The 22,871-nt window shown below is 67.1% G+C and carries 20 protein-coding genes and 1 pseudogene; 13 read left to right on the plus strand and 8 right to left on the minus strand.

Going from position 1 to position 22,871, the window contains the following annotated elements; all coding sequences use genetic code 11:
- Positions 1-7 precede the first annotated feature (7 nt).
- Positions 8-853, minus strand: a complete 846-nt coding sequence (locus FFS49_RS01680; RefSeq protein WP_137909861.1) for a helix-turn-helix transcriptional regulator — start codon at positions 851-853, stop codon at positions 8-10.
- Between the two features lie 196 nt (positions 854-1,049).
- Here FFS49_RS01680 and FFS49_RS01685 point away from each other — a divergent pair, with 196 nt between their 5' ends.
- Both FFS49_RS01685 and FFS49_RS01690 read left to right on the plus strand, forming a co-directional pair.
- Positions 1,050-2,012, plus strand: a complete 963-nt coding sequence (locus tag FFS49_RS01685) for a DUF2167 domain-containing protein (protein ID WP_039367830.1) — start codon at positions 1,050-1,052, stop codon at positions 2,010-2,012.
- Entirely contained in the window at positions 2,009-2,734 is a 726-nt protein-coding gene (locus tag FFS49_RS01690; protein ID WP_137909860.1) for a site-2 protease family protein, read from the plus strand. Before FFS49_RS01685 ends, FFS49_RS01690 begins: the two co-directional genes overlap by 4 nt.
- Positions 2,735-2,914: 180 nt before the next feature.
- Here FFS49_RS01690 and FFS49_RS42460 read toward each other — a convergent pair.
- A pseudogene (locus FFS49_RS42460) lies at positions 2,915-3,105 on the minus strand (MFS transporter); the annotation flags it as partial.
- A gap of 194 nt (positions 3,106-3,299) precedes the next feature.
- Here FFS49_RS42460 and FFS49_RS01700 point away from each other — a divergent pair.
- Together FFS49_RS01700 and FFS49_RS01710 are read left to right on the plus strand one after the other, a co-directional pair.
- Positions 3,300-4,877, plus strand: coding sequence for an aldehyde dehydrogenase (NADP(+)) (locus FFS49_RS01700; protein WP_137909859.1), 1,578 nt, complete (start codon positions 3,300-3,302; stop codon positions 4,875-4,877).
- A 452-nt stretch (positions 4,878-5,329) separates the two neighbouring features.
- Positions 5,330-5,881: a hypothetical protein gene (locus FFS49_RS01710; RefSeq protein ID WP_137909858.1), complete on the plus strand. Its 552-nt coding sequence runs from the start codon at positions 5,330-5,332 to the stop codon at positions 5,879-5,881.
- 137 nt (positions 5,882-6,018) lie between these two features.
- On the opposite strand, the gene kdgD is transcribed toward FFS49_RS01710, so the two are convergent.
- Positions 6,019-6,933: a 5-dehydro-4-deoxyglucarate dehydratase gene (gene kdgD, locus FFS49_RS01715; protein WP_039367815.1), complete on the minus strand. Its 915-nt coding sequence runs from the start codon at positions 6,931-6,933 to the stop codon at positions 6,019-6,021.
- A gap of 229 nt (positions 6,934-7,162) precedes the next feature.
- On the opposite strand from kdgD, the gene garD reads away from it, so the two are divergent.
- From garD to FFS49_RS01735, 4 genes are all read left to right on the plus strand, one after another.
- The gene (gene garD, locus FFS49_RS01720) at positions 7,163-8,716 is read left to right on the plus strand and encodes a galactarate dehydratase (RefSeq protein ID WP_071331927.1); all 1,554 of its coding nucleotides are present in this window, start codon (positions 7,163-7,165) and stop codon (positions 8,714-8,716) included.
- A gap of 229 nt (positions 8,717-8,945) precedes the next feature.
- Entirely contained in the window at positions 8,946-9,338 is a 393-nt protein-coding gene (locus FFS49_RS01725; protein WP_137909857.1) for a nuclear transport factor 2 family protein, read from the plus strand.
- Between the two features lie 79 nt (positions 9,339-9,417).
- A complete protein-coding gene (locus FFS49_RS01730) occupies positions 9,418-9,873 on the plus strand; it encodes an RbsD/FucU family protein (protein WP_034187820.1) in 456 nt (151 codons plus the stop codon).
- A 193-nt stretch (positions 9,874-10,066) separates the two neighbouring features.
- Complete coding sequence (locus FFS49_RS01735) at positions 10,067-10,504, plus strand: DoxX family protein (RefSeq protein ID WP_039367803.1); 438 nt, start codon at positions 10,067-10,069, stop codon at positions 10,502-10,504.
- A gap of 109 nt (positions 10,505-10,613) precedes the next feature.
- On the opposite strand, the gene FFS49_RS01740 is transcribed toward FFS49_RS01735, so the two are convergent.
- On the minus strand, positions 10,614-11,924 hold the full coding sequence (locus FFS49_RS01740) for an MFS transporter (RefSeq protein WP_137909856.1): 1,311 nt from the start codon (positions 11,922-11,924) through the stop codon (positions 10,614-10,616).
- A 325-nt stretch (positions 11,925-12,249) separates the two neighbouring features.
- The gene (locus FFS49_RS01745) at positions 12,250-13,386 is read right to left on the minus strand and encodes a branched-chain amino acid ABC transporter substrate-binding protein (RefSeq protein ID WP_046546380.1); all 1,137 of its coding nucleotides are present in this window, start codon (positions 13,384-13,386) and stop codon (positions 12,250-12,252) included.
- Between the two features lie 660 nt (positions 13,387-14,046).
- On the opposite strand from FFS49_RS01745, the gene FFS49_RS01755 reads away from it, so the two are divergent.
- On the plus strand, positions 14,047-14,841 hold the full coding sequence (locus tag FFS49_RS01755; RefSeq protein ID WP_039367798.1) for an AraC family transcriptional regulator: 795 nt from the start codon (positions 14,047-14,049) through the stop codon (positions 14,839-14,841).
- 61 nt (positions 14,842-14,902) lie between these two features.
- Here FFS49_RS01755 and FFS49_RS01760 read toward each other — a convergent pair whose 3' ends face one another.
- Complete coding sequence (locus FFS49_RS01760; protein ID WP_039367795.1) at positions 14,903-15,166, minus strand: hypothetical protein; 264 nt, start codon at positions 15,164-15,166, stop codon at positions 14,903-14,905.
- A gap of 288 nt (positions 15,167-15,454) precedes the next feature.
- The gene (locus FFS49_RS01765; RefSeq protein ID WP_137909854.1) at positions 15,455-17,347 is read right to left on the minus strand and encodes a sugar phosphate isomerase/epimerase and 4-hydroxyphenylpyruvate domain-containing protein; all 1,893 of its coding nucleotides are present in this window, start codon (positions 17,345-17,347) and stop codon (positions 15,455-15,457) included.
- Positions 17,348-17,603: 256 nt separating this feature from the next.
- Between FFS49_RS01765 and aroQ the strand changes: the two genes are divergently transcribed.
- The 3 genes from aroQ to FFS49_RS01780 are packed head-to-tail and all read left to right on the plus strand — an operon-like array spanning position 17,604 to position 20,291.
- A complete protein-coding gene (gene aroQ / locus FFS49_RS01770) occupies positions 17,604-18,059 on the plus strand; it encodes a type II 3-dehydroquinate dehydratase (RefSeq protein ID WP_039339247.1) in 456 nt (151 codons plus the stop codon).
- Positions 18,056-18,910 carry a shikimate dehydrogenase gene (locus FFS49_RS01775; protein ID WP_039339246.1) on the plus strand — a complete coding sequence of 285 codons (855 nt, stop codon included), beginning with the start codon at positions 18,056-18,058 and terminating at the stop codon, positions 18,908-18,910. Before aroQ ends, FFS49_RS01775 begins: the two co-directional genes overlap by 4 nt.
- A 37-nt stretch (positions 18,911-18,947) precedes the next feature.
- Positions 18,948-20,291 (plus strand): MFS transporter, encoded by a 1,344-nt coding sequence (locus tag FFS49_RS01780; protein WP_039339244.1) that lies wholly within the window; start codon positions 18,948-18,950, stop codon positions 20,289-20,291.
- A gap of 106 nt (positions 20,292-20,397) precedes the next feature.
- On the opposite strand, the gene FFS49_RS01785 is transcribed toward FFS49_RS01780, so the two are convergent.
- A complete protein-coding gene (locus FFS49_RS01785; RefSeq protein ID WP_137909853.1) occupies positions 20,398-21,507 on the minus strand; it encodes a 2-aminoethylphosphonate--pyruvate transaminase in 1,110 nt (369 codons plus the stop codon).
- A gap of 259 nt (positions 21,508-21,766) precedes the next feature.
- On the opposite strand from FFS49_RS01785, the gene phnS reads away from it, so the two are divergent.
- A complete protein-coding gene (phnS, locus tag FFS49_RS01790) occupies positions 21,767-22,855 on the plus strand; it encodes a 2-aminoethylphosphonate ABC transporter substrate-binding protein (protein ID WP_039339485.1) in 1,089 nt (362 codons plus the stop codon).
- The last annotated feature ends 16 nt before the right edge of the window (positions 22,856-22,871 follow it).

Consider the following 22,871-nt stretch of genomic DNA (forward strand, 5'->3'; position numbering starts at 1 on the left):
CCGCGCATTACGCCGGCAACGCGTCCGCCAGCGCCCGCATCGCCTCCACCGTCTCCGGGTTCGCCGGAAAGAACGCCTCGATCGCGAGTTCCGACAGCGTCACGTCGACCGGCGTACCGAACACGGTCGTCGTGCTGAAGAACGTCAGTTCGCCGGCGGCCGTGCGCAGCCGCAGCGGCACGGCGATATCCGCGAAGTCGGCGCGCGCATGCGTGTCGTCGGGCTGGCCGGCCGGCGCCGGATACGCGGCGAGTTCGTCGCGCAGCGTGTGCAGCGCGCGGTCGCCGCTCGCATCGATCTGCCGCTGCAACCGATGCAGGATATGCGTGCGCCATTCGTGCCAGTTGACGATCTGCGACGCGAGCCCGTCCGGATGCAGGCTCAGTCGCAGCACGTTGACGGGCGGCCGCAGCAGTGCCGGATCGGCCTGCGCGACCAGCGCGCCGAGCATCCGGTTCGCGGCGAGCAGCGTCCAGTGGCGGTCCACGGCGAGCGCCGGGTAGGGCTCGTGGCCGCGCAGCACGGCTTCGACCGCATGGCGTGCGGCATCCAGTTGCGGATCCGAAAACGGCCGTTCGCGAAACAGCGGCGCGAAACCGGCCGCGACGAGCAGCGCATTGCGCTCGCGCAGCGGCACGTCGAGACGCTCGGCGAGATGCAGCACCATCTCGCGGCTCGGCTGCGCGCGGCCCGATTCGACGAAGCTCAGGTGGCGCGCGGAGACTTCCGCGTCGAGCGCGAGCGCCATCTGGCTGAGGCGCCGGCGTTGCCGCCACGTGCGCAGCAGCGGGCCGATGCCGGGCGTGCGGCCGGCGGACGGGGAGGGCGAATGAAGGGCGGCGGTCGGGTTCATGGTGCTGATGATAGGCAATCCCGCGCACCCTGGACATTACCTGCGACGTAAGCATCTCGCCGTTCCCCGGGCGTGTCGCTGCGCTGCGTTACCATAGCCCCCGTGCCAACTGAGAGACGACGCCGGACCCGCGATTGAAAGCGCCTGGGCCGGTGCCGTGCATATTTACGACAAGGCATTCCAGGGGAATCCAACAATGAAAAAACTTGCCGTCCGGCTCGCCTGCGTGGCGACGCTTGCATTCGCCGCGACCACCGGCCACGCGCAGACCGAAGCTGCGCAGGTGGAAATGAGGGCCGCCGCCGCAGCCGCCAACGACGCGGTCGTGAAGGGCCCGACCGACATCGACGTGAAACACGAAGCCGTGCTGAAACTGAAAGCCGGCGAATCGTTCGTGCCGGCCGCCGAAGCCGGCCGCTACCTGCGCTCGATGGGCAACTCGATCGACGAATCCAGGCTGGTCGGCCTCGTGCTGCCCGACGATCCCGATGCCGACTGGATCTCGGTCGTGTCGTTCGAGCCGAGCGGTTATATCCGCGACGACGACGCGAAGGACTGGAAGCCCGACGAGCTGCTGAAGAGCCTGCAGTCCGGCACCGAGGAAGACAACCCGGGGCGCAAGGAGCGCGGCCTGCCGGAAACCGAGGTGGTCGGCTGGGCGAAGGCGCCCGCATACGACGCGGCCACGCACCGGCTCGTGTGGTCCGCGATCATCCGCGACAAGGGCGCGGCACCGAATGCCGAGAACGACGGCGTGAATTACCGGACGCTCGTGCTCGGCCGTGACGGCTACCTGTCGCTGACGATGGCGTCGACGCTCGCCGATCTGCCGAAATACAAGGCGTCGGCCGACGAGTTGCTGTCGAACATCAGCTTCAACGACGGCAAGCGCTACGCCGATTTCAACAAGTCGACCGACCACGTCGCCGAGTACGGCCTCGCGGCGCTGATCGTCGGCGTCGGCGCGAAGAAGCTCGGCCTGCTCGCGCTGATCGGCGCGTTCGCGGTGAAGTTCTTCAAGATCGGCGCGGTCGCGCTGCTGGCCGGCGGCGCGGCGCTGAAGCGCTTCTTCGGGCGCAAGCCGAAGGCGGCTGCGGTGCCGGCCGTCGCCGATGCATCCGGCGTATCCGACGTGTCCGGCACGGAGCGCAAGGAATGACGAAGCTGTTGCTGCTGATCTTCGGCGGCCTCAAGCTCGGCAAGGTGCTCGTGTCGGCGGGCACGATGCTGGCGTCGATCGCGGTCTACGCGCTGTTCTACGGCTGGCGGTTCGCGGCCGGTTTCGTGGCGCTACTGCTGGTGCACGAGGCCGGCCACTACATCGCCGCGCAGCGGCGCGGGCTCGACGTCGGGCTGCCGACCTTCATCCCGTTCGTCGGCGCGTGGATCCAGCTGAAGGAGATGCCGCACGACGCGGAAACCGAGGCGTACGTCGGGCTCGCCGGGCCGTTCGTCGGCACGCTCGGTGCGCTGGCCTGCTACGCGGCCGCGCGCCACTACGACAGCAACCTGCTGCTCGCGCTGTCTTATACGGGCTTCTTCCTGAACCTGTTCAACATGATTCCGCTGTCGCCGTTCGACGGCGGGCGGATCACCGCGGTGCTGTCGCCGCGCATCTGGTTCGCGGGCGTGCCGGTGCTGATCGCGCTGTTCGCGTATCGCCCGAGCCCGTTGCTGATCGTGATGGCGATCCTCGCGCTGCCGCAATTGAAGCGTGCTTGGCGCTACGATCCCGACGCGCCGGAGAACCGCGTGTACTACGCGACGTCGATCGAGACGAAGACGACGTACGCGCTCTGCTACGTGGGTCTGCTCGCATTCCTCGCGCTGATGACGTCCGGCGTGCACGACATGCTGCGCGTCGCACATTCGTCGGTCTGACAGCGGATACCTGGGGTCGAATGCAACAACGGCGGCCGTTTTCATGCGGCCGCCGTTGTTTTGCTTTGAAGCCGAACGTCAGGCGTCGCGATGACGCAGTTCGACGTGCCCGATGCCCTTCACGATCACGAGACAGCTGAACACGGTGACGAGTGCGTTCGGCCCGACGAACACGCGTGCGCCGGTGATCGACAGCGTTGCGCGGTCCGCATGGTCGAGCGTCGTGGCGACGAACAGCATCGCCAGGATCCAGTAGCGCACGGCGGTCCGGCGCGCGGTCGGGCGGAAAATCGCGAGGGGAGGTCTGGTTGCTCGCTTTAAACGTACGTCGTCGTATGACGTGGCCAAAAGTTTGTTGAGGATGCTCGAATTCGGAAACCTCGGGTTTTTCCCCTCGAAGATCGGCATCACAGTGTGGGAGTGTCATGATTCTCTGGCTCGGCAAGGCCTTAGGATGTATCGTCGTTGCCTTCACAGGTGGCGAGAATGACGCTGCGTCGTCGGCAGACATCGTATCTGTTGAGCTACAATGAACGATCTATTCCCGAACCACGGAGCACACCCCATGCAACTGACTGGAGAGATGCTGATCGGCGCCGAAGCGGTCGCCGGCTCGGCCGGTACCTTGCGCGCGTTCGACCCGTCGAAGGGCGAGCCGATCGATGCGCCGGTGTTCGGCGTCGCGGCGCAGGCCGACGTCGAGCGCGCATGCGAACTCGCGCGCGATGCGTTCGACGCGTACCGCGCGCAGCCGCTCGCGGCCCGCGCAGCGTTTCTCGAAGCGATCGCGGATGAAATCGTCGCGCTCGGCGACGCGCTGATCGAGCGTGCGCATGCCGAAACGGGCCTGCCCGTCGCGCGGCTGCAGGGCGAGCGCGGCCGCACCGTCGGCCAGCTCCGGCTGTTCGCGCGCGTCGTGCGTGACGGGCGCTTCCTCGCCGCGTCGATCGATCCCGCGCAGCCGGCGCGCACGCCGCCGCCGCGTTCGGACCTGCGGCTGCAGAAAGTCGGGCTCGGGCCCGTCGTCGTGTTCGGGGCGAGCAACTTCCCGCTGGCGTTCTCGGTGGCCGGCGGCGATACGGCGTCGGCGCTCGCGGCCGGCTGCCCGGTGATCGTGAAGGCGCACGAGGCGCATCTCGGCACGTCCGAGCTGGTCGGCCGCGCGATCCGCGCCGCTGTCGCCAAAACCGGGATGCCGGCCGGTGTGTTCTCGCTGCTGGTCGGCCCCGGCCGCGTGATCGGTGGGGCGCTCATCAGCCATCCGGCGGTCCAGGCGGTCGGCTTCACGGGGTCGCGGCAGGGCGGCATGGCGCTCGTGCAGATCGCGAACGCGCGCCCGCAGCCGATTCCCGTCTACGCGGAAATGAGCAGCATCAACCCCGTCGTGCTGTTCCCGGCGGCGCTTGCCGCGCGCGGCGACGCGATCGCGACGGGCTTCGTCGATTCGCTGACGCTCGGCGTCGGCCAGTTCTGTACCAACCCGGGCCTCGTGCTCGCGATCGACGGCCCCGATCTCGACCGCTTCGAAACCGTCGCCGCGCAGGCGCTCGCGAAGAAGCCGGCCGGCGTGATGCTCACGCAGGGTATCGCCGATGCGTATCGCAACGGCCGCGGCAAGCTGGCCGAACTGCCGGGCGTGCGCGAAATCGGCGCGGGCGAGGCGGCGCAGACCGATTGCCAGGCCGGCGGCGCGCTGTACGAAGTCGGTGCGCAGGCGTTCCTCGCCGAGCCGGCGTTCAGCCACGAGGTGTTCGGGCCGGCGTCGCTGATCGTGCGTTGCCGTGATCTCGACGAAGTCGCGCGCGTGCTCGAAGCACTCGAAGGCCAGCTGACGGCCACGCTGCAGATGGATGCCGACGACAAGCCGCTCGCGCGCCGGCTGCTGCCGGTCCTCGAACGCAAGGCCGGCCGCCTGCTGGTCAACGGCTACCCGACCGGCGTCGAGGTGTGTGACGCGATGGTGCACGGCGGGCCGTTCCCGGCCACGTCGAACCCGGCCGTCACGTCGGTCGGCGCGACGGCGATCGAGCGCTTCCTGCGGCCCGTGTGCTACCAGGATTTCCCGGACGATCTGCTCCCGGAAGGGTTGCAGGAAAGCAATCCGCTCGCGATTCCGCGGCTGCGGGACGGGAAGGCCGAGTGATGACGCACCTCGATTGAGGGGGGCAATCGGCTGCGACCGGCGAGCCTGAGTGCGCGCCGGTCGCCAAAAACGAAAAGGCGGAAGTGGCCAATGAGCCGCTTTCGCCTTTTTGCATGGCAGGTTTGCGTGGCGTCGATCTTGCAGCGTCAGTGGGCGGGATGCGCGGCGAGCCCCAGGCGGTCTGCTGCGCCCGGCAGGCGCCGGTCGCGCGTCCACAGCTTGCTTCCACCGGTCAGTCGGACCGAAGCGAGGAGGTGCGCATTCGTGCCGAGGCGGCATGGAGGGGCCGGTGTCCGGGGCGAGCGCCGTTGCCGCCGTGTGGGCAAAAGCGGTCGTTGATCCTGCCGGCTTTCCTGCCGCCCGCTTTTCTCCTACAGTACCGGAGCCCCGGGTCGACCGACCTGCGGGCGAAACCTGAGAGATCCAGAAAAAGACCAAGAGGGAACGGCATCATGAACATCAACAAACGTGGCGACCACCTGTTCGCGGCCGGATTGTGGAAAGCGATCGGCGACGTCGCGAAATCCGTGCGAACGCAGATCGGCGAGTACAGCGAAGGACGCGTGCTCGCGAATGCGCTGCTGGAATTCCAGCGCGACCTGGGCGGCAGCGAATTCGACATCACGATCAACCAGGGGCGGCTCGTCACGGGCTCCGACGCGCATTCGCTCGTGTTCGGTCAAGCCGTTCGCCGTTTCCGGCAGGACATGGAGGCGCTGGTGTTCGCGCTCCAGTACCGGCGCGGTATCGATGAACGCGATCCGGGCCTGCGTACCGAAGCGTTGATGCAGGCGAACAGCCAACTTGCGACCGCGAAGCAGTCGGCGACGATCACGGTCGGTCGGTTCTTCGACGCGGTCGTTGACCGCGACGTACTCGGGCAGATCCTTGGCAGCGAATCGAATGCGCGCGCGCGATCGGGTGCGCAGGACCAGATCGAGGCGACACGCGTCAAGCTGGGGAACGTGCGTTACCGGATCGTCGGGGTCATCGCGCAGATGTGACGGCGGCGACACGCATCGCGGCGGATGCGTGCGTCATCGCGGAAAGCGCGCAAAAGGTCGCGGCCGGCGAATGCCGGCCACGATGCAGAACTGGCGGCGCGGCGCCAATGAAGGCGTGCGCCGCCGACGAACGCCGCTTATTGCGGCCCCATCTTCTTGATCAGCACGTCGAGCTCCGCCACTTCTTCGTCGGTGAGGTCGACGAGCGGCGCACGCACCGGGCCTGCGTCATGGCCGACGAGTTTCGCGCCCGCCTTCACGATGCTGACCGCATAGCCCGCGCGGCGATTGCGGATCTTCAGGTACGGCAGGAAGAATTCGTCGATCAGGCGGCCGACCGTGGCGTGGTCGTCCTTCGCGATCGCTTCGTAGAATGCCATCGCCGTCTTCGGGATGAAGTTGAACACGGCCGACGAATACACCGGCACGCCGAGCGCCTTGTACGCGGCCGCATAGACTTCGGCCGTCGGCAGGCCGCCGAGGTAGGCGAAACGGTCGCCGAGGCGGCGGCGGATCGTCACCATGCTTTCGATTTCGCCCACGCCGTCCTTGAAGCCGATCAGGTTCGGGCAACGATCGGCGAGGCGCTCGAGCATGTCGGCGTTCAGCTTCGAATTCGCGCGGTTGTACACCACCACGCCGATCTTCAGCGCACGGCACACCTGCTCGACGTGGTCGGCGATCCCTTCCTGGCTGGCTTCGGTCAGGTAATGCGGCATCAGCAGCACACCGCTCGCGCCGAGGCGCTCGGCCTCCTGCGCATATTCGATCGCGACGCGCGTCGCGCCGCCCGCGCCGGCGAGGATCGGCACCTTGCCCTTGCAGGTTTCCGTCGCGACACGGATCACGTCCGAATACTCGCGCTGCGTGAGCGAGAAGAATTCACCGGTGCCGCCGGCCGCGAACAGCGCGCTCGCACCGTACGGCGCGAGCCATTCCAGGCGCTCGGCGTAGGTGGACGGGCGGAAGCTGCCGTCGGTGTCGAAGTCCGTCAGCGGAAACGACAGCAGGCCGTGGGAAATGATCTGTTTGAGTTCTTGCGGTGAGGTCATGGTTGGGTCGTCCGTCTAGCGCGAGTGCTGGGTTCGTCGGGAACGGCATACGAGCCACATTGGCGATGTCGTTGTATGTCATCGTACAACGAGGGGAGGCGTGACGCAAGCGGTTTGCCGGTCGATAAATAGTAGGGTCTTTCCGGGTAAGGGTTTACGCAGCATCGCCGATCCCGGTTGAATGTCGTATGATGACTAACGATATGGCCGATAGCCTCCTGGAATTCCGATGACTGCTTCCCCGCTCTATATCCGTGTGCATCCGGACGACAACGTCGCGATCGTCGTCAACGACGGCGGCTTGCCGGAGGGCGCGACGTTCGCCGATGGGCTGACGCTGCGCGAAGGCGTGCCGCAGGGGCACAAGGTTGCGCTGGTCGACCTCGCGGCCGGCGACCCGATCGTCCGCTACAACGTGGTGATCGGCTACGCGCTGGTCGAGTTGCGCCGCGGCAGCTGGGTCAACGAACGCACGATGCGCATGCCCGAGCCGCCGGGGCTTGACGACCTGCCGCTCGCAACACGCGCCGCGCCGCCGCTGCCGCCGCTCGAAGGCTATACGTTCGAGGGCTTCCGCAATGCCGACGGCTCGGTCGGCACGCGCAACATCCTCGCGATCACGACGACCGTGCAGTGCGTGTCGGGCGTCGTCGAGCACGCGGTGAAGCGGATCAAGGCCGAGCTGCTGCCGCGCTATCCGAACGTCGACGACGTGGTCGGGCTCGAGCACACGTACGGCTGCGGCGTGGCGATCGATGCGCCCGACGCCGACATCCCGATCCGCACGCTGCGCAACATCAGCCTGAATCCGAATTTCGGCGGCGAGGTGATGACCGTGAGCCTCGGCTGCGAGAAGCTGCAGCCCGAGCGCCTGCTGCCGCCCGGCACGATTCCGGTCGCGGCCGACGGCGCGACCGGCAACGGCGGCGTGGTGTGCCTGCAGGACGCCGCGCACGTCGGCTTCAACTCGATGATCGACTCGATCATGAAGATGGCCGAATCGCACCTCGAGCGGCTCGACCGCCGCCGCCGCGAGACGTGCCCGGCATCGGATCTCGTCGTCGGCGTGCAGTGCGGCGGCAGCGACGCGTTCTCGGGGCTCACCGCGAACCCGGCCGTCGGCTTCGCGGCCGACCTGCTGGTGCGCGCGGGCGCGACGATCATGTTCTCCGAGGTGACGGAAGTGCGCGACGGCGTCGCGCAGCTCACGTCGCGCGCGGCGAACGAGGACGTGGCGCGCGAAATCATCCGCGAGATGGACTGGTACGACCGCTACCTGCAGCGCGGTCGCGTCGACCGCAGCGCGAACACGACGCCCGGCAACAAGAAGGGCGGCCTGTCGAACATCGTCGAGAAGGCGATGGGCTCGATCGTGAAGTCGGGCAGCGCGCCGATTGCCGGCGTCGTGCGCCCCGGCGATCGAGCGAAGCAGAAGGGGCTGCTGTACGCGGCGACGCCCGCGAGCGACTTCATCTGCGGCACGCTGCAGCTCGCGGCCGGGATGAACCTGCACATTTTCACGACCGGCCGCGGCACGCCGTACGGCCTTGCACAGGTGCCGGTGATCAAGGTCGCGACGCGCAGCGATCTCGCGCGCCGCTGGCACGACCTGATGGATCTCGACGCGGGGCAGATCGCGACCGGCGCGGCCACGATCGAGGACACCGGCTGGGCACTGTTCCGGCTGATGCTCGACGTCGCGAGCGGCAAGCGCCGCACGTGGGCCGAGCAATGGAAGCTCGCGAATGCGCTGACCCTGTTCAATCCGGCGCCGGTGACCTGACGCGAGCGGCCGTTGCCGCCGAAAGATGCGGGCGCCTTCGGGCGCCCGTTGACATTGCGGCGGCGAATTCACGATCCGGCGCACGCAGCACCTGTTGCGCGGACGGCGCGAATTCCTTACCTGTCACGTAATCGACCGCCCGCACGAGGCCGGCGACGATGTCTGCACGCGAACACGCAACACGCCACGTTCGCGACATCGTCCTCTCATCGACACAAGGAGCCTCGCCATGAACACCGCCCCGTCCGCCTCGTCTGTTTACGCCGACCTGATCGACCGCTACATCGACGCGTGGAACGAACCCGACGTCGCGCGCCGCCGTGCGCTGATCGATGCGACCTACGCGGTCGACGCGGCCTATCGCGATCCGCTGATGGCCGGCGACGGCCACGCGGGCATCGACGCGATGATCGCGGCCGTGCAGCAACGCTTCCCCGCCTACCGCTTCCGCCGCACGACCGACGTCGACGGCTTCGGCCAGCACCTGCGGTTCTCGTGGGCGCTCGTGTCGCCCGACGGCGCGGCGATCGTGAAGGGTTCGGACTTCGGCACCGTCGACGCGTCGGGCCGCCTCGTGTCGGTCACGGGTTTCATCGACGAAATGCCGGCCGCGGCGTCGTGACGTGAGCGATGCATGCGCAGCGGCCGCCGGGATCGGGTAACGTTATGCGATTCGTTCCTGATCCCGGAGACTAGCCGACATGCTGAAGAATCTCGACCCGCTGCTGCACGCCGACATCCTGCACACGCTGCGCGCGATGGGCCACGGTGACGAAATCGCGATCTGCGATGCGAATTTCCCGGCGGAATCCGTCGCGGAGCACACGGTGGTCGGCCGCGCGTTGCGGATCGACGGCGCCGATTCGGCGCGCGTCGTGCGCGCGGTGCTGTCCGTGCTGCCGCTCGACACGTTCGTCGACACGCCCGCATGGCGGATGGAAGTCGTCGGCGATGCGGCGGCGGTGCCGCCCGTGCAGCGCGAAGTGCAGGCCGAGATCGATCGCGCGGAAGGGCGCGCGGTGCCGCTGACCGGCGTCGAACGTTTCGCGTTCTACGAGCGCGCGCAGCAGACGTATGCGGTGATCGTCACCGGCGAGCTGCGCGGCTACGGCTGCTTCATCTTCAAGAAGGGCGTGTTGTTGAGCGACGCGGGCTAAACGCTTTTCGTCCCGCCGCCTTCGCGGCCGCGCGGCCGCCGTCGTGTAAAGATTTGCTACAACCTTTTTCTTGGACACGGCCGAAACTCTGTCTATGCTGGCCCATTTGCCGCGGGCCCCGCAGGGTCGCGCGGCGCCGAACCGCCCGGGCGCGCCCCGCGCGGGCGGCCGAATTGCATACGAGGAGAGAGGCATGACGCGTTCCGTCGATTCCGGCGTCATTTTTTTCGCGCGCCTGGCGCTGGCGGCGTTGTTTCTGTGGGGCGGCGTGATGAAGCTGCTCGGCTACGGCGATTTCATCGGCTACCTGCATGGGCTGAACGTGCCGTATCCGCAGGTGATCGGGCCGATCGTCGTCGCGATCGAAGGGCTCGGCGGGCTGCTGCTGATCGTCGGCTACAAGGTCAGACCGCTCGCACTGCTGATGGCGTTCTATACGGTCGCGACCGCGATGGTCGGGCACAATTTCTGGGACGCGACGGACGCCGCGGTCCAGCACGAGATGGTGATCCATTTCTGGAAGAACATCGCGATCGCCGGCGGCTTCCTGCTGCTGTTCGTCACCGGCGCCGGCGGCGCGAGCATCGACGGCCTGCGCCGGCCGAGCACGACGTACGGCAGCCTGCGCTGATCGCACATACTCGCGCCGTTGCCGTTGCCGTTGCGCTGAAGCAAAACAAAAGGGCCGAATCCCGCGGGATTCGGCCCTTTGTTCATTGAGCGCGCGGGCGCGCCGGCGCTCAGTGCGCAGCCTTCACGTCCTTCGCATCCTTCGAGAACTGCACGGCGATCGCGCCGAGCACGCAGATCGCCGCAACGTACACCACCGGTGCGAGCGGATTCGACTTCATCATCAGCGACACGATCACCGGCGTGAGGCCGCCGAAGATCGCGTACGCGACGTTGTACGAGAACGAGATGCCCGAGAACCGCACGACGGCCGGGAAGCTCTTGACCATCACGAACGGCACCGCGCCGATCGTGCCGACCATGAAGCCCGCGATTCCGTAGTAGAGCGGCAGCGTCGACGCGTCGGCCGCGACCTGCACGAACAGCAGGTAGTAGCACGCGGCCAGCCCGATGCCGCCGATGCCGAGCACGCGCTTCGCGCCGATCCGGCCCGCGAGCGAACCCGCGGTGATGCAGCCGGCCGTCAGGCACAGCGTCGCGATGCTGTTCGCGAACAGCGTGGTCGCGGGCGCGAGGTGGAACTGCTTCTGCAGCAGCGCGGGCGTCATCAGGATCACGACGACGATCGCGGCCGACAGCATCCACGTGAGCAGCATCGACACGATCACCGCGCGGCCGTGGTCGCGCAGCACGGCCTTCAGCGGAATCTCGGCCGCGAGTGCCTTCTTCGCCTTCATCTCGGCGAACACCGGCGTTTCATGCAGCCAGCGGCGCAGGTACACGGAGAACAGGCCGAACACGCCGCCGAGCAGGAACGGGATGCGCCACGCGAACGCGCCGACTTCGGCCGTCGAGTAACGGCTGTTGATGCCGGCCGCGACGAGCGAGCCGAGCAGGATGCCGGCCGTCAGGCCCGCGGTCAGCGTGCCGCACGCATAGCCGATGTGGCGGGACGGCACGTGCTCGGACACGAACACCCATGCGCCCGGCACTTCACCGCCGACGGCCGCGCCCTGCAGCACGCGGAACAGCAGCAGCAACACCGGCGCGAGGATGCCGATCGTGTCGTAGGTGGGCAGCAGGCCCATCAGCAGCGTCGGCACGGACATCATCAGCACGCTCAGCGTGAACATCCGCTTGCGGCCGAACAGGTCGCCGAAGTGCGCCATGATCACGCCGCCGAGCGGGCGCGCGAGATAGCCGGCCGCGAAGATGCCGAACGTCTGCAACTGGCGCAGCCAGTCGGGGATGTCGTGCGGGAAGAACAGTTGCCCAATCGCCGGCGCGAAGAACACGAAGATGATGAAGTCGTAGAACTCGAGGGCGCCGCCGAGTGCGGCGAGGCCAAGGGTCTTGTAGTCGCTGCGCGTGAGCGCGCGTTCGGCGGCGCGAGGCACGCCGCTCAATTCGGAAGCTTGCATGGTCAGGACGATCGGTTTTGGAATTTAGTTGTCGGTGCTGCGTCTCCAGGGCCCGCTTTTCGGCATGGACTGACAAGGCGCGGCTTGCGTCGTCGAAGCGTGCCGCGTGCGGGGTGAGGCACGAAACACGCACCGCCGCACCGGGATGGGGCGCGGCGAGGACGAAGCGTCAAAGCGGGTGGGGGGATTCTACAGGAGCGCGAAATGAGCGCGCGTGGGCGCGCGCCGAGGAACGGTTCGGATCGCGAAGCCGAAGCCGAAGCAAGCGCAACGGCGCGCGCGGCCGGTGAGCCGCTGGCGCGCCGCGCGGGGCAGGGTTTGCGTATCAGTTGCCGGCGATCGTATCGACCGGCTTGAACGCACCGTGCTCGACCTTGTAGATCGTCACCGGCGCATCCCTCAGGTCGCCCTTCGTGTCGTACGCGATGCTGGGGGCCGACACGCCCTTGACCGACACCTTGCCGAGATACGGCGTGTACACCTTCGGGTCGGTCGAGTTCGCGTCCTTCATCGCCGTGAGCAGCGCGATCGTGCCGTCGTACGAGTATGGCGAGTAGGTGATCACGTCTTCGTTGAAGCGCGCCTTGTAGCGTGCCGCGTAGCCGGCGAAGCCCGGCATCTTCTCCTTCGGCAGCCCGCCCATGTAGACGATCGCGCCTTCGGCCGCATCGCCGCCGACTTTCAGGAACGTCGGCGAACGCGACATCTCGCCCGTCACGAACGCCGACTTCATCCCGAGCTGTCGCATCTTGCGGATCATCGGCGACGATTGCGCATCGCCGCCGCCGTAGAAGATCGCGTCCGGGTTCATCCCCTTGAGGTTGGTCAGGATCGCGGAGAAATCGAGCGCCTTGTCGTTCGTGAAGTCGCGCTTGATGATCGTGCCGCCCGCCGCTTCGACGGCCTTCGCGAATTCGTCGGCAATGCCCTGGCCGTAGGCCGTGCGGTCGTCGATGATCGCGATGCGCTTGAAGCGCAGCGTCTTCACCGCGTACGTGCCGACGATGCGGCCCGCCTGTGCGTCGCTCGTCAGCAGCCGGTAGGTGGTCTTGTAGCCGCGCGCGGTGTATTGCGGCGACGTGGCCATCGAGATCTGCGGCAGCCCCGCGCGATCGTACAGGTCGGACGCGGGAATGCTCGTGCCCGAGTTGAAGTGCCCGATGATTCCGCGGACGTTGTCGTCGATCAGCCGCTGCGCGACGGTCGTGCCCGTGCGCGGGTCGGCCTGGTCGTCCTGCGAATCGAGCTGGAACGTGACGGGCTTGCCGCCGATCGTCGGACGCGTCGCATTGAAATCGGCGATCGCGAGTTGCACGCCCTTCTGCATGTCCGTGCCGTAGTTCGACTGCGGGCCGGTCAGCGGTGCGGCGAAACCGATCTTGACGACGTCGGCGGCCATGGCGTGCGCGCCCGACAGTGCGCAGGCAGCGGCCAGCGCGACGTGCGATACCTTCAGCTTCACTTTCACTTCCCCTTGATGGCGTGGTTGGGCCGCCGCCGGCTGGCGGGCCGGCGCCGGTAAACCGGGCGAGACGGTTCGGTCGGCAGGCCGATGCGAGGGCCGTGCGTGCATGCCGCATGCTGCTCGAGCTGTGCCGAAATCGGCGCACCTGGTGGCCGATACCGCAGGCCACGCGTGCCGATTGCTGCCGCGGCGTGAGGTCGTCTCGTGACCGTGAAGCGAAGTCTAGTTAGCGAAAATGCGCGCGTCTTGCGCGTTCGATGCGCGGCCGGCGACGATATCGGCATATCGTCGATAACCCTGATATATGCCGAAATCGTCATGCCGAATGCGCAAACGCGCCAAGACGCTGCACGTTCGCATTTCTATGCTGGCGAGTCCGAGCGTGCGGTGCCGGTGCGCGAATGCGCTAGCCCGCGCGCGACATGTCGGCCCCGGCGCACGCGTGGTTGTGGCGTCGACGCGCGCGGACTCGCGGTCGGCCACCGCACGCTCGGCACAGTGGTTGCGCACGCAACGTATGCCGCGTGACGATGCCGCCGACCGGCGGCGCGTCGCGTCGGCCGCCGCCACCTTGCCCGCCTTTGCGATCGGCGCGACGCGATCGAAGGGGCGCTTCTATAATCGACGCCATCTGCCACTCGCATTGCGGTTGCCGGGATGACGCCCTTGCTTGCCGTACCGACCATGAGCCTGTCAGAACCGTTGCGCTACCAGCCAGACAACGCCGATTTCGGCGCGATGCTTGCGCACTTCCGCCTGCTCGAACCGGTGTTCGACGCGCTGCCGGACGTCGCATTCTTCGTGAAGGATGCGAGCGGCCGCTACGCGATCGTCAATCGCACGCTGGCGATGCGCTGCGGCTACAAGGACAAGCGCGACCTGCTCGGCAAGACGGCCGACGAGGTGTTTCCGCGCCGCTTCGGCCGCAGCTATTTCGAGCAGGACATGGCGACGATCAACGCCGGCCAGCAACTGATGGACCAGCTCGAACTGCACCTGTATCCCGGCCGTCAGCCGGGCTGGTGCCTGACCTGCAAGGAGCCGCTGCGCGACGCCGCGGGCAGGGTGGTCGGCCTCGCGGGCATCTCGCGCGACCTGAAGGCGCACGAGGGATCGCACCCGGCATACAGCCGGCTCGCCGATGTCGTCCAGCACATCCAGGATCACTACGTGCAGCCGCTGAACCTGAAGCATCTCGCACAGATGGCGGGGATGTCGGTCGCGCAGCTCGAACGCTACTTCCACAAGGTGTTCCACCTGACGCCGCGCCAGGTGCTGCTGAAGACGCGGCTCGATGCGGCCACCGCGCTGCTCGTCACGCACGACAAGGTGACCGACGTCGCGGCGCTATGCGGCTATACGGATCACAGTGCGTTCACGCGCCAGTTCAAGGCGACGGTCGGCGTCACGCCGACGGAATACCGGTTGATGCTGCAGGAGCGGGCAGGGTGACGCGACACGCCGACAGGGCCGGCGGGTCGCCGGGAATCGGGAAAGGGATGAAGACGTCGGCTCAGCGGTAGCCGAGCCCTTTCAGGACGGCGGTGCCGTCTTCGGTCAGCCGGAAGCTGGGTGCCGTTTCGGTGTCGAGCTTGACCATCTCGACGAGACCGGCTTCCTGCAGCGCAGGCAGTTCGGGTTTGGCATTGGCGCCGATCGGTGCGTGCAGCAGCACGAGCAGCGTCGCGATTTCATGATGACTGAGCAGGCGGCGCAGCATCGTCTTCTTTGCAGGGGGCGCGGCCGGGCGGCCCGCGGGTGCTTCTACGGCGCTCATCGCTTTCCTCCTTTTCGAGATAACCATCGGGTACTGGTTGCGGATGGTGCCGTCGAAGACTTAAGCGATTCTTAAAACCGCAGTGGGCGACGCGATGCTGCGCTGCGGTACGGGTTACCGGATGTAACGCCACATGGAATGCGGTTTCCGGCTTGATCGCGGCCAGCCGCGCGGGCGGGCGCGCGGCCGCGTGATTCACCACGATGGTGCGCGCGGGATACGGCCCTTCGAAGCAGCCGCGTCCCGCGAAGGTGATTTGCCCCTTAAATCTGTGTCAGCTTCCTTCCCTTATTTCCTGCGCTGGGCCTGTGCGGCGAGCCGCACGGCCGCATTCGTCGCGCCGTAGCCGTCGTATCCGCCGCGCCGCTCGACGATCTCGAGCGAGAAGCGGTTGTCGACCAGTTCTGTATACGCGTGCAGGAATTCGCCGCCGTGCTCGTCGCGGTCATACAGCAGGTGATGCGTGCTCAGCGTGTCGATCAGGTCGTCCGGCAGCGCGTAGCGTGCGGCGAGATCGTCGTAGTAGTTCGGCGGAATGCGCAGGAACGGAATGCCGTCGGCCGCGAATGCGGCGATCGTCTTCACGATGTCGTCGGTACGGAACGCGACGTGGTTCAGCCCCGTGCCGTGGTAGCGGTCGAGCGATTCGGCAACCGCCGTGTGACGGTCGACCGACGCGTTCAGCGCGATCCGCACCGAGCCGTCCGCGCTGCGCACCGCGCGGCTGCGCATCAGCCCGTACGGATCGGGCACGAGCCAGCTGCGCTCGGCCTCGAAGCCGAATGCCGTCTTGAAGAACAGGATCCACGTATCGAGCGCGTCGGCCGGCAGCGCAAGGCACACGTGGTCGATGCCGGTCAGCGGGCCGACTTCGCTCGGGCCGTCGATGTCGGTCAGCACGAAGTCCGATTCGTACAGCGTCGGCGCGTTCGGCGCTTCGTCGACGAAGTACTCGAGGCTGCCGTCCGGCGCCTGCACGCTCGGCAGCACGCGTTCGTTCGGCCCGACACGGCCGGAGAATGGCGCATAGCCGAAGCCGGCGGCGCGTTCGAACGCCACTTTGGCGTCGTCGACGCGGAATGCCGATGCACACAGCGACAGCCCGTGCTGCTGGAAGAACGCGTCGGCGAACGAGTCGCGCTCGGCGTTCAGCACGATCGACGCGGCGCCGTGCTGGAACAGCGTCACGTCCTTCGACCGATGGCGGCCCGCGAGCCGGAAGCACATCCGGCCGAGCCATTCGCCGACGGTCGCCGCCGCCTGCGCGTCGACCGCGAATTCGATGAACTGAAACCCGACGTGCGCGGGCGGCGCGGGCGGCGCGAACAGCGGCTGGGTGGCGGCCGGCGCGCGGCCGTCCTGCGCGAGCCGCTCGCGCGTCAGTTCTTCCAGGTAGAGCAGCGAGCGATGGCCGTCGGCGGCCGTGATCGCGGTCGGCGCCGCGCGGAAGCCGTCGTTGAAGATCTCGAGCGACAGCGGCCCCGTATAGCCCGACTCGATCACGCGCGCGGTGAAGCGTGCGAGGTCGAAGTCGCCCTGGCCCGGGAACGAGCGGAAATGGCGGCTCCATTCGAGCACGTCCATCACGAGCTTCGGCGCATCGGCGATCTGCACGAACGCGATCCGGTCGCCCGGGATGTCGGCGATCGCGTCCGGCGAATCGTCGAGCGACAGCGTGTGGAAGCTGTCGAGCGCCAGGCCGAGATGCGGGCTGTTCACGGCATTCACGAGCTTCCACGCGTGGCCGTACCGCTTCACGACGCGGCCCCACGCGAGCGCTTCGTACGCGGCGACCACGCCGGCCTGCCGCGCGGCTTCGGCAAGCGCGCCGAGCTGGTCGACGAGCAACCCGTCGTCCGCGATCGTGTCGGCCGACACGTTGCTGCACACGAGGATGCGGTCGGTGCCGAGCGCGTGCATCACGTCGAACTTGCGCTTGATCCGGTCGAGGTTGCGGGCAAGCTGGGCCGGGCTCACCCCCTCGAAGTCGCGAAACGGCTGGAACAGCACGATGTCGAGGCCCAGATCGGCGGCCATGCGCCGGACGTCGGCGGGCGATCCATCGAAGTAGACGAGGTCGTTTTCGAAGATTTCGACGCCGTCGAAGCCAGCGGCCTGGACGGCGGCGAGTTTCTCGGCGAGCGTGCCGGACAGTGACACGGTGGCGATCGAGCGCTGCATGGGCGATTCCTGAGGATGAGCGGGCGTGGCGTCGGCCGAACCGACCCTGAATGAACCAGTCGTTGAGTTCCTGGCGGACGCCATATCCCGAATTTACTAGGCTAGTGATGCATATTGTACAAACTAACTAGGTGGTACAAATTAGCGAAAACCCGAAAAGACAGCCCGCTTGCACGAGCGCACACTAGCGCCACATTCCGATGTCTTCGGGGCGGCGCCGATCGTGGTCTGCCCCTGTTTCAGGAGCAGAAACACGATGAGCAAGCACAAGGTGCTCGTGCTGAACGGCCCGAACCTGAATTTGTTGGGCACACGCGAGCCCCATATCTACGGCGCGGAAACGCTCGCCGATGTCGAGCAGCGCTGCCGTACGGCGGGCGAGGCGCTCGGGCTGGAAATCGAGTTCCGCCAGTCGAACGCCGAGCACCAGCTGATCGACTGGCTGCATGCCGCGCGTCACGACACGCACGGCATCGTGATCAACCCGGCCGCCTATACGCATACGTCGGTGGCGCTGGCCGACGCGCTTTCCGCGATCGCGAAGCCGGTGATCGAAGTGCATATCTCCAACGTCCATCGCCGCGAGGCGTTCCGCCACCATTCCTATGTGTCGGCGCTCGCCGAAGCCGTGATCTGCGGCTGCGGCACCGAAGGCTACGTGTTCGCGCTGCAGCGTCTGGCGACGCTGTTCGCGCAGGGGGCCGCACGATGAGCCGCCCGTCGTTTCTGATCGGCCTGATTGGCCAGGGCATCGGCGGTTCGCTGTCGCCCGCGATGCACGAGGAAGAGGGGTTCCGCCAGGGCTTCGGCTATGTCTACCGGCGCATCGATCTCGACGTGCTCGGCGTGACCGTCGACGCACTGCCGCAACTGCTCGATGCCGCGCAGCGGATGGGCTACAACGGCCTGAACATCACGCACCCGTGCAAGCAGCGCGTGATCGAGCACCTTGATGAACTGTCGGACGACGCGCGTGCGCTCGGCGCGGTGAACACCGTGCTGTTCAAGGACGGCAAGCGGATCGGCCACAACACCGACTGGTCGGGTTTCGCGAAATCGTTCCGCCGCGGGTTGCCCGGCGCGTCGCTCGAACGCGTCGTCCAGCTGGGCGCGGGCGGCGCGGGCGCGGCCGTCGCGCATGCGGCGCTGCAGATGGGCGCGGCCGAACTGACGATTTTCGACGTCGACGGCACGCGCGCCACCGCGCTCGCGGCCGAATTGCAGCAGCGCTTCCCTGCCGCCCGGGTCACGCCGGGCAGCGATCTCGCGGCCGCGATGCGCGCGGCGACCGGCCTGATCCACTGCACGCCGACCGGCATGGCCAAGCATCCGGGCCTGCCGTTGCCGGCCGACCTGCTGCATGCGGGCATGTGGGTGGCCGACATCGTGTACTTCCCGCTCGAAACCGAACTGATCCACGCGGCGCGCGCGGCCGGCTGCGCCACGCTGCCGGGTGGCGGGATGGCCGTCTACCAGGCGGTCGACGCGTTCGAGATCTTCACCGGACGCACGCCCGACGCCGAGCGGATGTTCGAACACTTTCAGTCGCTCGTCGCGCGCTGACCCCCTTACAGACACAGAAAGAGACCAGGAGACGACCATGCAGCACACTACCCACACGAGCGCCGCGCCGGCGCAGGCGTCCGGCACCGTCCGGCGCACTTCGGCGCGCTACAAGATTCTCGCGCTGCTCGCGATCGGCACGATGATCAACTATCTCGACCGCACCGTGCTGGGGGTGGCTGCGCCGCAGCTCACCAAGGAGCTCGGCATCAACGCGGCCGTGATGGGCATCATGTTTTCCGCGTTTTCGTGGACGTATGTCGCGATGCAGGTTCCCGGCGGCCTGTTCCTCGACCGCTTCGGCAGCAAGATCACCTATTACTGGTCGATGACGCTGTGGTCGCTGTGCACGTTCCTGCAAGGCTTCGTGCCGGGCGTCGCGACGCTGCTCGCTTGCCGGCTCGGTCTCGGCGTGACGGAAGCGCCATGCTTCCCGACCAACAGCCGCGTCGTCGCGACGTGGTTCCCGCAGAACGAGCGTGCGATGGCGACGGGTACCTACACCGTCGGCGAGTACATCGGCCTCGCGTTCTTCAGCCCGGTGCTGTTCGCGCTGATGGGTGCGTTCGGCTGGCGCTCGCTGTTCTGGGTCGTCGGCGCGGTGGGTATCGTGTTCGGCCTGGTATGGTGGAAGTTCTATCACGAACCGCGCAACCATCCGGGTGCGAATTCGGAGGAGCTGGCCTATATCGAGGCGGGCGGCGGTCTCGTGCACGGTGCGCGCAAGAGCGGTGACAAGGGCGACAAGCCGGCGCAGGCCAAGTTCAGCTGGTCGATGGTCGGCCAACTGGTGAAGAAGCGCCAGCTCGCGGGCATCTGCCTCGGCCAGTTCGCCGGCAACTCGACGCTCGTGTTCTTCCTGACCTGGTTCCCGACCTACCTCGCCACCGAACGCCACATGGGCTGGCTGAAGATCGGCTTCTTCGCGGTGATGCCGTTCATCGCCGCGTCGGTCGGCGTGATGTTCGGCGGGATCTTCTCCGACTGGCTGCTGCGTCGCGGCAAGTCCGCCAACCTCGCGCGCAAGCTGCCGATCATCGCGGGCCTGCTGCTCGCATCGACGATCATTCTCGCGAACTACGTGCAGAGCAACGAGGCCGTGATCGCGATCATGTCGGTCGCATTCTTCGCGCAGGGGATGGCCGCACTCGGCTGGACGCTCGTGTCGGACATCGCACCGGACGGCCTGCTCGGCGTCACGGGCGGCATCTTCAACTTCGCGGCGAACCTCGCGGGGATCGTGACGCCGCTCGTGGTCGGCTTCATCGTCGCATCGACCGGGTCGTTCGTCGGCGCGCTCGTGTTCATCGGCGTGATCGCGCTGGTCGGCGCGGCGTCGTACATCTTCGTCGTTGGCGACATCAAGCGAATCGAGCTGTAAGCACCTGCTCCACGCAGATCCTGTGCGTTAGCCCGGCAGCCGCAAGGCCGCCGGGCTTTTTTGCATGCGCCAGCCGGCGGCTCCGCCGGCTGGCGTGGCACGGCGCTTACGCGCGCTGCACCGCGATGCCGAGCGATTCGACCGCCTGCGCAATGGCCGCGACCGCGCGACGGATATCGTTCGAGTCGATTGCGCCGATGCAGCCGACGCGGAACGTTTCGAGCTGCGTGAGCTTGCCCGGATACAGGATGAAGCCCGCGTCGCGCACCGCGTCGTAGAAGCGGCGGAAATCGTAGGCCGGGTGGTCGGGCGCGTGGAACGTGACGATCACCGGCGCCTGCACGCGCGCATCGAGGAACGGCGTGAAGCCGAGCGCGTGCATTGACTCGACCAGCGTCCGGCAGTTGTCCACATAGCGCGCGCCGCGTGCCGGCTGGCCGCCTTCGGCGAGATACTGGTCGAGCGCGGCGCGCAGCGCGGCGATCACGTGTGTCGGCGGCGTGAAGCGCCACTGGCCCGTCTTGCGCAGGTACGCGTACTGATCGTGGAGATCGAGCGCGAGCGACGGCGAGTTGCCTTCGCTCGCGTCGAGCGCGTCGCGCCGCACGATCGCGAATCCCATCCCCGGCACGCCTTCCAGGCATTTGCCGCTCGCCGAGATCAGCGCATCGATGCCGCTGCCGGCCAGCGTGATCGGCAGCGCGCCGAACGAGCTCATCGCGTCGACGATCAGCCGCTTGCCGTGGCGTCGGCACACGGCGGCGATGTCGTCGAGCGGGTTCAGGATGCCGGCGCTCGTCTCCAGGTGCACCTGCGCGACGTGCGTGATGCGCGGCTCGCGCACGAACGCGGCTTCGATCGCGGCCGGATCGACGGCCGCGTCCTCGCCGAACGGCAACGCGATTGCTTCGACACCGAGCCGGCCGAGGATCTTCAGGATGCGCGCGCAGTACGCGCCGTTGTCGGGCACCAGCACGACGCCGTCACGCGGCACCAGTGTGCCGAGCGCGGCTTCCACCGAGAACGTGCCGCTGCCCTGCATCGGCACGCACACGTACTCGTCGCCGCCGTGCGCGATCGCGACGAGGTCCGCACAGACGCTGGCCGTCAGTTGGTTGAAAGCGGCATCCCACGAGCCCCAGTCATGTTGCATTGCGTGGCGTGTTGTGGCGGACGTGGTGAGCGGGCCAGGCGTAAGAAGAATCGGATCGGACATGGTTTTCCTCTGCAAAGGTCGGAAGAAACGCCGGAAAGCATTTCTGAATGACTTGCATGATATTGGCAAAATGTGTCATTTTTTGGAAATTGCCGCATTCGTCACGGGTTTGTCATCGAACGCTGTGATCCTTCGCTTGCCGCGCGAAACCTCACCTCGGCGCGGTAGCGAGGCGGGCCGTCGATCGGCCTCGCCCGGAGATAACAGGAGAGCCGGATCGTGCCCCGGCCATTTGGTGTTCCGCCTACGGAGAAGTCAGATGACACTGCAGAAACCCTCGCGCACCGCTGCCGGTGCGTTCCGCAAGCTTGCGCTGGCCGCCAGCGTCGCCGGTCTGATGGGCGCCGCGCTGCCCGCCCATGCGGCGAGCGCGGTCGTGCTGTATACGGCAGACGGTCTCGAGAACCTCTATCGCGATGTGCTGCCGGCTTTCGAGAAGAAGGAAGGCGTCAAGGTCAACATCGTGACGGCGGGCAGCGGTGAAGTCGTCAACCGCGCGAACATCGAGAAGAATTCCCCGAAGGCCGACGTGATCGTCACGCTGCCGCCGTTCATTCAGCAAGCTGGCCAGATGGGCCTGCTGCAGCCGTACCAGAGCGTCAACTACAAGAACGTACCGGCCATCGCGAAGGCTGAAGACGGCACGTGGGCGACGTTCGTGAACAACTACTTCTCGTTCGCGATCAACCCGGACGTCGTGAAGAACCAGCCGAAGACGTTCGCCGATCTGCTCGCTCCGGCCTATGCCGGCAAGGTCGCGTACTCGAACCCGGCCACCGCCGGCGACGGGATGGCCGTGCTGATCCTGACGACGTCGCTGATGGGCGAGGACAAGGCGTTCGACTATCTCGCGAAGCTGTCGCAGAGCGTGAAGTTCCACACGAAGGGCACGGGCTACCTGAACGTGCTGCTGTCGCGTAACGAAATCAGCGTCGCGAACGGCGACCTGCAGATGGACCTCGACGATGCCGAACACGGCGCGCTGTCCGTCAAGCCGATCTTCCTGGCCGCGAAGGAAGGCGACCAGCCGACCACGTTCCAGCTCCCGTACGGCATTGGCCTGATCAAGAGCGGCCCGAACCAGGACGCCGGCAAGAAGCTGATCGACTACCTGATGTCGACGGAAGTGCAGTCGAAGGTGCCGGACATGTACGGCATCCCGGGCCGCACGGACGTGCCGCTGGCCGGCAAGAACGGCGAAGCGGTCAAGAAGGCGATCGCGGGCGTGAAGCTGATCCCGGTCGACTGGGCCCAGGTGATGGCGAAGAAGCCGGTATGGATCGAGCGCTGGAAGAAGGACGTGATCGGCAGCTCGGGCAAGCAGCTCGACGTCGTCAAGCCGAAGTGATCGGCGCACGCCGCCT

It is taken from the genome of Burkholderia sp. 4NA327C6 (genome assembly GCF_005502655.1).
Lineage (GTDB): Bacteria > Pseudomonadota > Gammaproteobacteria > Burkholderiales > Burkholderiaceae > Burkholderia > Burkholderia contaminans.

Excerpts from the sequence above, each read along its gene's own strand:
- FFS49_RS01710 (WP_137909858.1), top strand. The coding sequence starts at position 5,330 with ATGAACATCAACAAACGTGGCGACCACCTGTTCGCGGCCGGATTGTGG.
- FFS49_RS01755 (WP_039367798.1), top strand. The coding sequence starts at position 14,047 with ATGACGCCCTTGCTTGCCGTACCGACCATGAGCCTGTCAGAACCGTTG.
- FFS49_RS01730 (WP_034187820.1), top strand. The coding sequence starts at position 9,418 with ATGCTGAAGAATCTCGACCCGCTGCTGCACGCCGACATCCTGCACACG.
- FFS49_RS01700 (WP_137909859.1), top strand. The coding sequence starts at position 3,300 with ATGCAACTGACTGGAGAGATGCTGATCGGCGCCGAAGCGGTCGCCGGC.
- FFS49_RS01735 (WP_039367803.1), top strand. The coding sequence starts at position 10,067 with ATGACGCGTTCCGTCGATTCCGGCGTCATTTTTTTCGCGCGCCTGGCG.
- FFS49_RS01740 (WP_137909856.1), bottom strand. The coding sequence starts at position 11,924 with ATGCAAGCTTCCGAATTGAGCGGCGTGCCTCGCGCCGCCGAACGCGCG.
- garD (WP_071331927.1), top strand. The coding sequence starts at position 7,163 with ATGACTGCTTCCCCGCTCTATATCCGTGTGCATCCGGACGACAACGTC.
- FFS49_RS01785 (WP_137909853.1), bottom strand. The coding sequence starts at position 21,507 with ATGTCCGATCCGATTCTTCTTACGCCTGGCCCGCTCACCACGTCCGCC.
- FFS49_RS01690 (WP_137909860.1), top strand. The coding sequence starts at position 2,009 with ATGACGAAGCTGTTGCTGCTGATCTTCGGCGGCCTCAAGCTCGGCAAG.
- FFS49_RS01760 (WP_039367795.1), bottom strand. The coding sequence starts at position 15,166 with ATGAGCGCCGTAGAAGCACCCGCGGGCCGCCCGGCCGCGCCCCCTGCA.
- FFS49_RS01765 (WP_137909854.1), bottom strand. The coding sequence starts at position 17,347 with ATGCAGCGCTCGATCGCCACCGTGTCACTGTCCGGCACGCTCGCCGAG.
- FFS49_RS01775 (WP_039339246.1), top strand. The coding sequence starts at position 18,056 with ATGAGCCGCCCGTCGTTTCTGATCGGCCTGATTGGCCAGGGCATCGGC.
- phnS (WP_039339485.1), top strand. The coding sequence starts at position 21,767 with ATGACACTGCAGAAACCCTCGCGCACCGCTGCCGGTGCGTTCCGCAAG.
- FFS49_RS01680 (WP_137909861.1), bottom strand. The coding sequence starts at position 853 with ATGAACCCGACCGCCGCCCTTCATTCGCCCTCCCCGTCCGCCGGCCGC.
- FFS49_RS01725 (WP_137909857.1), top strand. The coding sequence starts at position 8,946 with ATGAACACCGCCCCGTCCGCCTCGTCTGTTTACGCCGACCTGATCGAC.
- FFS49_RS01685 (WP_039367830.1), top strand. The coding sequence starts at position 1,050 with ATGAAAAAACTTGCCGTCCGGCTCGCCTGCGTGGCGACGCTTGCATTC.
- kdgD (WP_039367815.1), bottom strand. The coding sequence starts at position 6,933 with ATGACCTCACCGCAAGAACTCAAACAGATCATTTCCCACGGCCTGCTG.
- aroQ (WP_039339247.1), top strand. The coding sequence starts at position 17,604 with ATGAGCAAGCACAAGGTGCTCGTGCTGAACGGCCCGAACCTGAATTTG.
- FFS49_RS01780 (WP_039339244.1), top strand. The coding sequence starts at position 18,948 with ATGCAGCACACTACCCACACGAGCGCCGCGCCGGCGCAGGCGTCCGGC.